This window comes from Nitrobacter vulgaris (assembly GCF_002028545.1).
In the GTDB taxonomy this organism is placed as follows: Bacteria; Pseudomonadota; Alphaproteobacteria; order Rhizobiales; family Xanthobacteraceae; genus Nitrobacter; species Nitrobacter vulgaris.
On the sequence record NZ_MWPQ01000001.1, the window covers coordinates 56,150 to 69,294 of the forward strand.

8 protein-coding genes are annotated in these 13,145 nt (G+C 63.9%); 4 read left to right on the plus strand and 4 right to left on the minus strand.

Features of this window, described 5'->3' with window-relative positions; all coding sequences use genetic code 11:
- Nucleotides 1–241: 241 nt before the first annotated feature.
- The 4 genes from B2M20_RS00255 to trxA all read left to right on the plus strand — a co-directional run bounded on the left by B2M20_RS00255 (nt 242) and on the right by trxA (nt 8,110).
- Entirely contained in the window at nt 242–964 is a 723-nt protein-coding gene (locus B2M20_RS00255; RefSeq protein ID WP_079445104.1) for a nucleotidyltransferase family protein, read from the plus strand.
- Nucleotides 965–1,039: 75 nt separating this feature from the next.
- Nucleotides 1,040–4,192, plus strand: a complete 3,153-nt coding sequence (gene addB, locus B2M20_RS00260) for a double-strand break repair protein AddB (protein WP_079445105.1) — start codon at nt 1,040–1,042, stop codon at nt 4,190–4,192.
- On the plus strand, nt 4,186–7,692 hold the full coding sequence (gene addA, locus B2M20_RS00265; protein ID WP_244553362.1) for a double-strand break repair helicase AddA: 3,507 nt from the start codon (nt 4,186–4,188) through the stop codon (nt 7,690–7,692). Before addB ends, addA begins: the two co-directional genes overlap by 7 nt.
- Before the next feature lie 97 nt (nt 7,693–7,789).
- Complete coding sequence (gene trxA / locus B2M20_RS00270; RefSeq protein ID WP_011313390.1) at nt 7,790–8,110, plus strand: thioredoxin; 321 nt, start codon at nt 7,790–7,792, stop codon at nt 8,108–8,110.
- Between the two features lie 214 nt (nt 8,111–8,324).
- Here trxA and B2M20_RS00275 read toward each other — a convergent pair whose 3' ends face one another.
- The 4 genes from B2M20_RS00275 to trpB all read right to left on the minus strand — a co-directional run bounded on the left by B2M20_RS00275 (nt 8,325) and on the right by trpB (nt 13,020).
- Entirely contained in the window at nt 8,325–9,653 is a 1,329-nt protein-coding gene (locus tag B2M20_RS00275; RefSeq protein ID WP_079445106.1) for a bifunctional folylpolyglutamate synthase/dihydrofolate synthase, read from the minus strand.
- Nucleotides 9,650–10,609, minus strand: a complete 960-nt coding sequence (gene accD / locus B2M20_RS00280) for an acetyl-CoA carboxylase, carboxyltransferase subunit beta (RefSeq protein ID WP_079445107.1) — start codon at nt 10,607–10,609, stop codon at nt 9,650–9,652. The genes B2M20_RS00275 and accD overlap by 4 nt, the downstream gene beginning before the upstream one ends.
- 339 nt (nt 10,610–10,948) lie before the next feature.
- Nucleotides 10,949–11,779: a tryptophan synthase subunit alpha gene (gene trpA / locus B2M20_RS00285; RefSeq protein WP_079445108.1), complete on the minus strand. Its 831-nt coding sequence runs from the start codon at nt 11,777–11,779 to the stop codon at nt 10,949–10,951.
- Nucleotides 11,776–13,020, minus strand: a complete 1,245-nt coding sequence (gene trpB / locus B2M20_RS00290) for a tryptophan synthase subunit beta (protein ID WP_079445109.1) — start codon at nt 13,018–13,020, stop codon at nt 11,776–11,778. Before trpB ends, trpA begins: the two co-directional genes overlap by 4 nt.
- Nucleotides 13,021–13,145 lie beyond the last annotated feature (125 nt).

Genomic DNA, 13,145 nt, shown 5'->3' on the forward strand with positions numbered 1-13,145 from the left:
CGTCATTCAATCCGGCAGCCCCCTCCGCTATCATGGGCGCGTCATCATCTCGGGCGTGTATCGCCGGGGTTATCAGTGCGATTCGTAACGCGGCGTGATACAGGGCCTTTACGCTTCTGATGGAATCAGAAGCGTGGTTTTATGATTCTGGTCTGACGCGTTTTCTTCACGCGAACCGGGGTATCCACTTCGCTCGAAACCGCTATAGTTCGCTGAATCGACGATGTGCGTGAGCTAAGACATGCCAGTTACTCCTACCAAAGCCATGGTACTCGCCGCGGGCCTCGGCCTGCGCATGCGACCGCTGACCGAGCGGATGCCAAAACCCATGGTGCCGGTGGCCGGCAAGCCGCTGCTCGATCACGTACTGGACAAGTTGGCGGAGGCCAGCGTCGAAGAAGCGGTCGTTAACGTGCGTTATCTTCCCGATCAGATCATCGATCATGTCGCGCACCGCATCAGGCCGCGGATCATTATCTCCGATGAGCGCAATGAGGTGCTGGGCACCGGCGGCGCCGTGGTCAAGGCCCTGCCGCTGCTCGGCGAGGCGCCGTTCTTCCATCTCAACGCCGATACGATGTGGATCGACGGCGCGCGTTCCAATCTGATGCGGTTGACCGAGGCCTTCGATCCCGCGCGCATGGACATTCTGCTGCTAATGGCGCCGACCGTGAGCAGCATCGGCTACAGTGGCAGCGGCGATTACGCCATGCTGCCCAACGGCGCGCTTCGCAGACGGAAAGAGAACCAGGTCGTGCCGTTCGTTTATGCCGGCGCCGCCATCATGTCGCCCACGCTGTTCGCCGGCGCGCCGACAGGAGAGTTTTCGCTGACGACGATATTCGACCAGGCCGGCAAGCGGGACCGGCTGTTCGGGCTGCGGCTCGACGGCCTCTGGATGCATGTCGGAACACCCGATGCCGTTCAGGAGGCCGAGAAAGCGGTCCTCGCGGGCGTCATCTGACGCCTGCCTTTCAACCGGCCGCCGCTCCTCTCCCGCTCATGTCATGATATGCCTGATCTCGAATCAGGATTCCTCATGCGCGTCCACAACGTCCCCTCGTCAGTACCGTTTCTACGTACCGTCATCACCGCACTGATCGACGGCGAACTGATCGAGGGATTCCGTCCGCGCGCGCAGCCCGAACGACTTGCCGAGGCCACGCTCTACCTGCCGACCCGCCGCGCCGGCCGCATGGCGCGCGATATCTTCCTCGACGTCCTGGATCTCGACGCCGTGATCCTGCCGCGCATCGTCGCGCTCGGCGGCATCGACGAGGACGAACTGGCTTTCGCGCAGGCAGTCTCGCTGTCGCCGGAGTCGCTCGAATTGCCGCCGGCGCTCGACGGGCTCGCGCGCCGCCTCGCGCTCGCGCAGCTTATCAATGCATGGGCGGATCGGCTGAAACCGGGTGAGCCGGCGCAAGCGCCGCTGGTTCTCGGCGGCCCGGCCTCGACGCTGACGCTTGCCGAGGATCTCGCGCGACTGATGGATGACATGGCGACGCGCGGCGTGGACTGGCGCGCGCTTGACGGGCTCGTGCCCGAGGCGCTCGACCGCTATTGGCAGCTCACGCTCGATTTCCTGAAGATCGCGCGAAACTATTGGCCGGATCATCTTCAGGAAAAGGAGCGGATCGAACCGGTGGCGCGGCGCGATCGCCTGATCGAAGCCGAGGCCGCGCGTCTCCTCACCCATCATGCGGGACCCGTGATCGCGGCCGGCTCCACCGGTTCGATGCCATCGACTGCAAAACTGCTGCATATCATTGCAACTCTGCCGCAAGGCGCGGTGGTGCTGCCGGGACTGGATACCGACCTCGACGAAGACGCATGGCAACTGATTGGCGGCCGCAAGGATAAAAGCGGCGCATTCATCACGCCGCCCGCCGCCGGTCATCCACAGTTCGCGCTGCACGGCCTGCTCACGCGGTTCGGCATCGCGCGACGCGACGTGAGAGCGCTTGGCTCCCCTGCGCCATACGGGCGCGAGATGCTGGCGTCCGAGGCAATGCGGCCGGCGGAGGCGACCGCGCAATGGCACACCCGGCTTGCCGAGCCCGAGGTCGCCGAGAAGATCGCGGCCGGACTGCAAAGCCTCGCAGTAATCACCGCCGCCAATCCGGAAATGGAAGCGCTCAGCATCGCTGTTGCCATGCGCGAGGCTCGCGACCTGAACAGGACCGCGGCGCTTGTGACGTTCGACCGAGCGTTGGCGCGCCGGGTGATGGCGGCGCTCGGCCGCTGGAATCTCGCCTTTGACGATTCGGGCGGTGACCCGCTGATGGACACATCTGCGGGAATATTCGCACGGTTGGTCGCCGAGACGGCGTGCAACGGCCTGGAGCCGCCGACCCTGCTGGCCCTGCTGAAGCATCCGCTGTGCCGGCTCGGTCGCTCCACTGGAGGATGGGCGCGCGCAATCACAACACTGGAGCTTGCGATCCTGCGCGGCACCCGGCCGCCGCCGGGCAGCAAGGGACTCGCGGATGAGTTTGCGCAATTCTGCGGCGAACGCGACAAGCTCGATCGCGGCGAGAATTCTTCTCTGCATCGCAGCGAGCCCCGCGCCGCGCTGAAGCCACATCATCTTGACGAAGCCCGCGCCCTGATCACGGCCTTGCAGAAGGCACTTACGCCGCTCGAAAGCGATGGCGCATCAAGGTCGGCGGACTTCACCATTCTCGCCTCGCAGCATCGCCAGGTAGTCGAAGCAATGTCGCATGACGATCAAGGCGTTGCCGTCGCATTCGACGGCCAGCATGGCCGTGCGCTCGCCGAGGCGTTCGACGATTTGCGCGAGGCGGGTGACCGCAGCGGTTTGACGGTCAAGATCGCGGATTATCCGGAAACGTTCGAGGCCGCGTTCGGCGACCGCGTCGTGCGCCGGCCGCAGACGACCACGGCGAGCCTGCGCATCTATGGGCCGCTGGAGGCGCGTCTCACTCAATGCGACCGCATCATTCTCGGCGGACTCAATGAGGGCGTATGGCCGCCCGCGCCGCCGACCGATCCCTGGCTCAGCCGGCCGATGCGACACGAACTCGGGCTCGATCTTCCGGAACGGCGCATCGGACTTTCCGCGCACGATTTCACTCAGCTTCTCGGTGCCGAGGATGTCATCCTCAGCCACGCCGCCAAAGCCGGCGGCGCGCCGGCGGTTGCATCCCGTTTCCTGCATCGGCTCGAAGCCGTCGCCGGCACGGCACGCTGGACGGCTGCGAAACAGGCGGGAGCGCGATACATTCAATATGCGGAAGTGCTCGATCGGCCCGACGAGGTTACGCCGGTCGCGAAACCCGAACCAAAGCCGCCGCGTGTGGCGCGGCCGACGCACTTGTCCGTGACTGCGATCGAGGACTGGCTGCGCGATCCCTACACCATCTATGCCAAATACATTCTGAAGCTCTTGCCGCTCGATGCCGTTGACATGCCACTGTCGGCGGCGGACCGCGGCTCGGCGATTCATGACGCGCTCGGCGATTTCACAAAGCTGCATCCGGCAAACCTGCCCGACGATGCGCAGGACGTGTTGCGCGCCATCGGAGAAAGCCGTTTCGCGCCGCTCATGCAGCGGCCAGAGGCGCGCGCGCTGTGGTGGCCACGCTTCCAGCGCATCGCGGCGTGGTTCGCGGAATGGGAAGCGTCGCGACGAACGCAACTCGTGAAGATCGACGCCGAGGTTAGCGGCAAGATCGAGATCCCGATCGACGGTGATCGCAACTTTATTCTGTCGGCGCGCGCCGACCGCATCGAGCATCTCATCGACGGCCGCTTTGCCGTTCTCGACTACAAGACCGGCAGCCCGCCGAGCAATAAGCAGGTGCGGCTCGGCTTGTCGCCACAGCTCACGCTGGAATCCGCGATCCTGCGCAAGGGCGGTTTCGCGGGCATTCCCCCCGGCGCACCGGTCAGCGAGCTGATGTATGTCCGGCTTAGCGGCAACAACCCACCCGGCGAGCCACGTCAGGTCGATCTCAACAACAGCAAGACCGACAAACAATCGCCGGATGAGGCAGCCGATCGCGCTCTTCAAGAACTCACGGCGCTGATCCGCGCTTTCGACGACGAGCAACAGGGCTATGTATCGCTCGACCTGCCGATGTGGAAAACACGCTACGGTGCCTATGACGATCTCGCACGGGTCAAGGAATGGTCGGCTGCGGGCGGGCTGGGGTTAGAGGAATGGTGAAGGCATCCCGCTCCGTTCATCCCGACGCCAGCGCGCGCCAGCAGCGTGCGTCCGATCCGGCAACCTCGGTGTTCGTGTCCGCCAATGCCGGATCGGGCAAGACTCACGTGCTGGTGCAGCGCGTGATCCGCCTGTTGCTCAACGACGTTCCCCCGGCGCGCATCCTCTGCATCACCTTCACCAAGGCCGCCGCCGCGAACATGGCGGAGCGGGTGTTTTCAACGCTGGGTCACTGGGTCACGCTCGACGATGAGGCGCTGGACGCAGCGCTGCGCGGCGTCGGTATCGCGCAGCCTGACGTGAAATGGCGAGAACGGGCGCGCAAACTGTTTGCATCCGCGCTGGAAACGCCGGGCGGCCTGAAGGTGCAGACCATTCACGCGCTGTGCACGCGGCTGTTGCAGCAGTTTCCGTTCGAGGCGCAGGTGCCGGCGCGCTTCACCGTGCTCGACGAGCGCGACCAGACCGAGATCATGGAGCGCGCGAGCATCCGTATCATGCTTGACGCTTCGCAAAATCCTGACAGTCCGGCCGGGCGAGCGCTGCGATACGCCATGGGGGCGGCCGCTGACTCGACACTGCGGGACGTCGTCAACCAGGCCTGTCTCAGCCGCGATCACGTCATGGTCCGGACCGAAGACCGTGGCATCGAGCAGACGATCCGGGATGTTGCCGATGCGCTCGGTGTCGATCCAGCCGAGCGCGTCGAGGATATCGAGCGCGAGATCGTCGACGGGCCGAACCTGCCGAGGTCGGAATGGAAATCGCTCGCCGCGATTCTGAAGACAGGCAATAAATCCGACATCGACCAGGCGAACCGCCTTTGCGAGGCGCACGTCATGGTGGGAGATGCCGCGCAAGCCGATCGCTATCTCGACGTCTTCCTGACCGGTGATGGCGGCCGGCGCAAATCCTTCGTTACAAAGAAGATCAGCGATGTCCGGCCCGACATCGCTGAAATGCTCGATCGCGAGTGCACCCGTGTGATCGCGCTGCTCGAACGCCGACGCGCCATCAACATCCGCGACCGCACGCAATCCCTGCTGATCATCGCGACCGCAGTCGCCTCCAACTACCAGCGCGAGAAGCACGAGCGCGGCCTTCTTGATTACGACGACCTGATCGACAAGACGCTTCGGATGCTGGAGCAGACATCGCCGGGATGGGTCCACTACAAGCTCGATCGCGGCGTGGATCACGTGCTGATCGACGAGGCGCAAGATACGAGTCCAAAGCAATGGGACATTGTCGAGCGCATCATCGCGGAGTTCACCACCGGTGAAGGCGCGCGCGAAGGCGTCAAGCGAACCGTGTTCGCGGTCGGCGACGAGAAACAGTCGATTTTCTCGTTCCAGGGCGCGGCCCCGCGCGAATTCGACGAGCGGCGGCGCAAGCTGGAGCAGAAATTCCGCGATGCCGAGCTCCCGTTTCGCAAGGAGGATTTCATCTACTCATTCCGATCCGGAAAAACGATCCTCGAGTCGGTCGACCATGTGTTCCGCGATCCGAATATCTATTCCAGCATCCATGCGGTCGGCGCACATCCCGTGCATGAATCGCTGGCGGACGCCGCACCCGGCATCGTCGATCTCTGGAATCTGGAGGAGCGCGACCAGCGCGAGGAGATCGAGGGCTGGCGCGCGCCGTTCGATCAGGTCACCTCAACCAGCCCCGAGGTCAAACTTGCACGGCGCATCCGGGCCGAGATCAAGACGCTGATCACGCAAGGCACCATGACCGGGCATCTGGGCAATCGTCGTCCGCTCGGCTATGGCGATATCCTGGTGCTGGTGCGGCGACGCGGTAACACCTTTGACGCCGTCATCCAGGCGCTGAAGCAGTCCGGCATTCCCGTGGCCGGCGCCGACCGCCTCAAGCTGACCGAGCACATCGCGATCATCGACCTGATGAATCTTGCGGATGCGCTGCTGCTGCCGCGGGACGATCTGGCGCTTGCAGTGGCGCTGAAAAGCCCGCTGTTCGGCCTCGACGACGACGACCTGTTCACGCTGGCATGGCAGCGCAAAGGCTCGCTGCGCGACGCACTCGCCGAGCATGCGCCAACGAACGATAAACTCCGTGACGCACTCGAGCGCCTCAAGCGGTGCGAAAGTCGCGCCACACGCGAGACGCCGTTCGCGTTTTTCGCGTGGCTCCTGGGCGGCCAGGGAGAGATCGATGGCGGACGACGGCGCATCCTGCGCCGGCTTGGCCATGAAGCCAATGATGCGCTCGATGAGTTTCTTGAACTGGCGCTGACCTATGAGCGCAAGGCCCCCGCGTCGCTGCAAGGCTTCATGGCGTGGTTGCGCGCTGCGGATACCGAGGTGAAGCGCGACATGGAAATTTCGCGCGACGAAGTGCGCGTGATGACCGTGCATGGCGCGAAAGGACTCGAAGCCTCGGTGGTGTTTCTCGCCGACACTTCGACATCGCCAGCCGACACCGAGCGTCTCAGCTTGATTCGTATGGCGCGCGGCAATGCTCCCGCCGGCGTTGCCGGCGTGACGATCTGGGCCGGCAAGAAGGCAGAGGATCCGCCTTGCGTGGCGCAAGCTCGCGCGGCCATGACCACGGAAACCGAGCACGAATATCGCCGTCTGCTTTACGTCGCGATGACGCGCGCGGCCGACCGCCTGATCGTCGGCGGCTGCAAACCGGGAAACCGCAAAGATGTCCGAAAGTTCTCCTGGTACGACCTGATCGAGACAGGTCTGGGCAATTCCGGCCTTGCGATGCACGAGTTCGAAACCGCCGCCGGCAAGGTTAAGCGTTTCGCCCGGCCGGGGGAAACATCGGATGACACACGTCCGGCGCTGCCGGCCGCCACCGTCGCCGAGATCAGGTTGCCGCCGCCCTGGCTGCACCGCATGGCCACGCCGGAACCGCCAGCGAGCCGACCGCTACAGCCCTCGGATACTGACGAGGCCATACATCTTCGCTTGCCGGCCAGCGCCTTCCCGGATCAGCGCCACCGCGCGCGACTGCGGGGCACGCTGGTGCATCGCCTCCTGCAATCCCTGCCGGACTTGCCGCCAGATCGCCGTCGAGACACGGCACTTTCCTATCTCGCGCGCAACGCGAACGACTGGAGCGCCGCCGAACGCGATGCGCTGGCGGCGCAGGTCATGGCGGTGCTCGATGATGCGAGGTTTGCGCCCGTGTTCGCCGCGGGCAGCCGGGCTGAGGTCGCGATTGCCGGGCGGCTGACCACTCGGCGGGGCGATCCCGTGCTGGTATCCGGTCAGATCGATCGTCTCGTGGTAACTCCCGACGGAATTTTGGTCGTCGACTACAAGACCGGCCACGCACCACCCCCGAACGTTGCCGGCGTACCGCCGGCCTATATCCGCCAGCTCGCGCTCTATCGCGCGGTGCTTGCAAGCCTGTACCCGGAACTGCCTGTCAAGGCGGCGCTGCTCTGGACCGAGGCGCTTGAAATGATGGAGATTTCAGCCGCGGCGCTGGATGCTGGCCTGGAAGCGATCATCTCGGTGTGAGAAACCTTGACCCGGGAAGATCGCCTTCTTACCTTGATCGCAGTTTCACGTGCATTCGTTCGTAGCGCACGATCTCATCGACACAACGAGGTATTCCATGGCTGTTGGCAAGGTTTCGGACGCCAATTTCGAAGCGGAAGTGCTCAAGGCGACTGGCCCGGTCGTGGTGGATTTCTGGGCGGAGTGGTGCGGCCCTTGCCGCATGATCGGCCCGGTTCTGGACGAAATCTCCAGCGCGATGGGCAGCAAGGTCAAGATCGTGAAGCTGAACGTCGACGAGAGCCCGAGGACGGCCTCGAAATACGGCGTGATGTCGATTCCCACCTTGATGATTTTCAAGGACGGCGAGCTGGCCTCGCGTCAGGTCGGCGCCGCACCGAAGCAAAAACTTGAGCAGTGGATCACTGCCACAGTCTGATCTTTTCGCACCGAATCCCGCAAACGGCCGGCTCAGCGCCGGCCGTTTTGTTTGGGTGCGTTCGCCGTCCTTCTCCCCTTGCGGGAGTAGGTGTTTTGTCGGCGTCATTGCGAGGAGCGTAAGCGACGAAGCAATCCAGCTCTTACTTTGTCCTGAATTGCTTCGCTCCGCTCGCAATGACGGTGGGTTCGATCCAGCCCGAATTCAATAAACTTTAGTTCGGCGGCGTGCCGTTCTCCGCCAGCACGTGGCCGGCGAGATACAGCGATCCGGCGATCAGAATGCGCGGCGGAATTTCGTAGGCGAGACGCGCGACCGATTGCAGCGCGGCCCCGACGCTCACCGCGGTTTCGGCGCGCATATCGAGCGCGCGGACCGCTTCCGCCAGGACCTCCGGAGGCATCGCATTCTCCATGTTCGGAATCGGCACGGCAATGACATGGCGCGTTAGGCCGGCGAAGTTGGCGAGAAAGCCCTGCGCGTCCTTGTTGCCCATCATGCCTGTTATCACCACCAGCGGACGCGACAGCCGCTCCTCAAGATCGCCGAGCGCCGCCGCCGCTACCCGTCCGCCATCGGCGTTGTGGCCGCCGTCGAGCCAAAGCTCGGCGTCGCGTGGCGCCTGATCCACGATCCGGCCGGATGTCAGCCGCTGCATCCGCGCCGGCCATTCCGCGCCGGTAACGCCGCGCTCGAACGCCGTTGTCTCGATGCTGAACCGGTCCTGCGCCCGCAGCGTCGCGATCGCAAGGCCTGCATTGTCGAACTGATGCCGGCCGAACAGCCGAGGGGCGGCGAGGTCGAGCAGACCGCGTTCGTCCTGATAGACCAGTCGCCCGTGTTCCACGTGGACGTGCCAGTCCTGGCCGGCGGCGTGCAGCGGGCTGCGCATCTGCTTCGCCCGCTGCTCGATCACAGCCTGCGCCTCCGGCAATTGTTCGGCGGAGATCACCGGCACGCCACGCTTGATGATGCCGGCTTTCTCGCCGGCAATCTGCATCAGCGTGCCGCCGAGAAACTCAACATGATCGATGCCGACCGGCGTGATAACGCTCGCCAGCGGCGTTTCGACGACGTTGGTGCTATCGAGCCGGCCACCGAGGCCGACCTCGAGCAGCAGCACGTCGGCGGGATTTTTCGCAAACAGCAGAAAGGCCGCCGCCGTCTTCATCTCGAAAAGAGTGAGCGGATCGCCGCCATTAGCACGCTCGCATTCAAGCAGCGCGTCACGCAATGGGTCATCGGCCACCAGCGTTCCGGCCAGCCGCACGCATTCGTTGATCCGCACCAGGTAGGGCGAGGTAAAGACGTGCACGCGCAAACCTGCAGCCTCGAGAATCGCGCGCAGGTAGGCAATGGTCGAGCCCTTGCCGTTGGTGCCGGCGACATGAATGACCGGCGGCAGCTTGCGTTCGGGATGATCGAGCCGGTCGAGGATGCGCCACATCCGGCCGAGCGTGAGATCGATCTTTTTCGGATGCAGCTTCGAGATCCCCGCAACAACGTCGTCGAGCGGCGCTTGGCGGGGCGGAACGGCGCTCACGCCGGAGGTGCGGCTGGCGTCGCCGGCGGAGCCTCCGGAACGGCAGCCGGTTCGGCCGGCTCATCCGGCTGGACAAGAGAAGCTGGTTCTGGCGCCGTCTCGATCGTTTCCGGCGCCTTGGTCAACAGCCGGCACAGCCGCGCCAGCGTCGGCCGCAGCTCGTGACGATGCACCACCATGTCGATCATGCCGTGGTCGCGCAAATATTCGGCACGCTGAAAACCCTCCGGCAGTTTCTCGCGTATGGTCTGCTCGATGACGCGGGCTCCGGCGAAGCCGATCAGCGCGCCGGGCTCCGCGATCTGAACGTCCCCAAGCATCGCATAGGAGGCCGTGACGCCGCCGGTGGTCGGATTCGTCAGCACCACGATATAGGGCTGGCACGCCTCACGCAGCATCTGTACCGCGACCGTGGTGCGGGGCAGCTGCATCAACGACAGCACGCCTTCCTGCATCCGCGCGCCGCCCGACGCCGCGAACACGATGAAGGGGCATTGTTTTTCGACCGCGAGTTCGAGACCTCGCACGATCGCCTCGCCCGCCGCCATGCCGAGCGAGCCGCCCATGAAATCGAAGTCCTGCACCGCGACCACGACGGCGGAGCCTTCCAGCTTGCCGAACCCGACCTTCACGGAATCATGGAGCCCGGTCTTGGCGCGGGCGTCCTTGATGCGGTCGACATACTTGCGCTCGTCGCGGAACTTCAGCGGATCTGCAGGCACCTCCGGCAATGCCACATCGTACCAGGTCTCGTTATCGAAGATCGAGCTCAGCCGCGCATCCGCGCTCATGCGCATGTGATAGTTCGATCCGGGGATGACGAACTGGTTGCTCTCGACGTCCTTGTAGAACACGAGCTGCCCGGTGTCGGGACACTTGATCCAGAGATTATCCGGCGTCTCCCGCTTGAGGATATTGCGGATTTTCGGCCGGACGACGTTAGTCAACCAATTCATCGAAGACGCTCCATAAGCGAGCAGCAATACCCCCGGTGCGGCAGCGGCCGGCGCAAGGCAAAGGGGCGCTCCGCCGGAGTTTTCTAGAGCATTTTGCTCTGATTGAATCAGAAGCTCTAGATTGTTGTTTTGACACGCTTTCTTTACACGAACCGGTATCCACGTCGCTCGAAAACGCTATAGCTTAAATAACGCGAAGGAGCGACCCCTCTCGGCCTTCTCGCGCATAGATGCGGCTTGGGTCCCTCTTCTGCAAGGGAGTGTTGAAACCGGTATGCCCGGGCCTTCCGTCCCAATTCTTATAGAGGGACGACGCCGAAAATCCCTACACACCTTTCCTCACCCGCTTTTGGCGGACCGTACGCCCTCGGCCAGCGACGCTGCGAGACCAGCGACCGCGTTGACCGTTTCGGCCGTCGCCTTGCCTTCGGCGTCAAGGCTGCCGCTGAGCACATCCACCAGCGCCGAGCCGACCACCGCGCCGTCGGAGCGTTCGGCGATGCCGCGGGCCGCATCCGGGGTGCGGATGCCGAAGCCGACGCAGACCGGCAGGCTCGTATGGCGCTTGATGCGCCCGACTGCCTCGCCGACAGCCGCCGAATTCGCCGCCGCGCTGCCGGTGATCCCGGTGATCGAGACGTAGTACACGAAGCCGGACGTATTCGCGAGCACCGCCGGCAACCGCTTGTCGTCAGTCGTTGGCGTTGCGAGGCGAATGAAGTTCAACCCGGCTTTCATCGCCGGAATGCACAATTCGGAGTCTTCCTCCGGCGGCAGATCGACGACGATCAGACCGTCGATGCCAGCTGCCTTCGCATCGTCAAGAAATTTCTCGACGCCGTAGATGTAGATAGGATTGTAGTAACCCATCAGCACGATCGGCGTCGAATCGTCGTCTTTCCGGAAATCGCGGATCATCTGGAGGGTCTTGGTCAGCGTCATGCCCGCCTTCAGCGCCCGCAGGCCCGCAGCCTGGATGACCCGACCATCCGCCATCGGATCGGTGAAGGGCATTCCGATTTCGATGATATCCGCGCCGGCCTTGGGCAGCGCCTTGATAATGGCGAGCGAGGTCACGGGGTCCGGATCGCCCGCCATCAGAAAGGTGACGAAGGCCGAGCGGTCCTGCTTCCGCAACTCGGCAAAGCGCGTGTCGATACGGGTGGTCACTTCTTCCTGCCCTTCAGAATATCGCCGACCTGCGGCACGTCCTTGTCGCCGCGGCCCGAGAGATTGACCACCATCAGATGATCCTTCGGTCGCTCGGGTGCGAGTTCGATGACCCGCGCGATCGCATGCGACGATTCCAGCGCCGGGATGATGCCCTCCAGCCGCGTGAGCAGCTGAAACGCCGCCAGGGCCTCCTCGTCGGTCGCAGACAGATATGTGACACGGCCGGTCTCGTGCAGCCACGAATGCTCCGGACCGATGCCGGGATAATCCAGCCCCGCGGAAATGGAATGCGCGTCCTGGATCTGGCCGTCGTCATTCATCAAGAGATAGGTGCGGTTGCCGTGCAGCACGCCCGGCCGTCCACCTGTGAGCGAAGCCGCATGCAGCTTATCGAGGCCGTGGCCCGCGGCCTCGACGCCGAAGATCTCCACCGAGGATTCGTCGAGGAAAGGATGGAATAGCCCCATCGCGTTGGAACCCCCTCCGATGCAGGCGACCAGCGAATCCGGAAGCCGACCCTCGGCCTCCTGCATCTGCTGGCGGGTTTCGTCGCCGATGATCGACTGGAAGTCGCGCACCATCATCGGATAAGGATGCGGCCCCGCCACCGTGCCGATGCAATAGAAGGTGTCGTGCACGTTGGTCACCCAGTCGCGCAGCGCCTCGTTCAGCGCGTCCTTCAGCGTGCGGGTGCCGGACTGCACCGGCACCACTTTGGCGCCAAGCATTTCCATGCGGATGACGTTTGGCTCCTGCCGCGCCACATCCACCGCACCCATATAGACCACGCAGTCGAGGCCGAAGCGCGCGCATAGCGTTGCGGTGGCAACGCCGTGCTGTCCGGCTCCGGTCTCGGCGATGATGCGCTTCTTGCCCATGCGCCGCGCCACCAGAATCTGGCCGAGCACGTTATTGACCTTGTGCGAACCTGTGTGGTTCAGCTCCTCGCGCTTCAAGTAAATCTTGGCGCCGCCAGCGCGGCCCGAGGCCACGGAAATTTCCCGAAGATGCTCGGTGAGACGCTCGGCGAAATACAAGGGCGACGGCCGGCCGATGTAGTCCTTGCGGTAGCGCGCCATGTCACGCTGGAACGAGGCGTCGACCCTGGCATCGGCATAGGCCTTCTCAAGATCGAGGATCAACGGCATCAGCGTTTCCGCCACAAAGCGGCCGCCGAATATGCCGAAGTGCCCGCGTTCGTCGGGGCCGGACCGGAAGGAGTTGGGGAGGGAATTCATTTTCACCCTTCGTCATGGCCGGATTTATTCCGGCCATCCACGTCTTGCTTGCTGTGAATCTCGATAGAGGTTGATGCCCGCGGCGCAGACAAAGTTACGCAATCCACGACTGCTCTGCGCGAGCA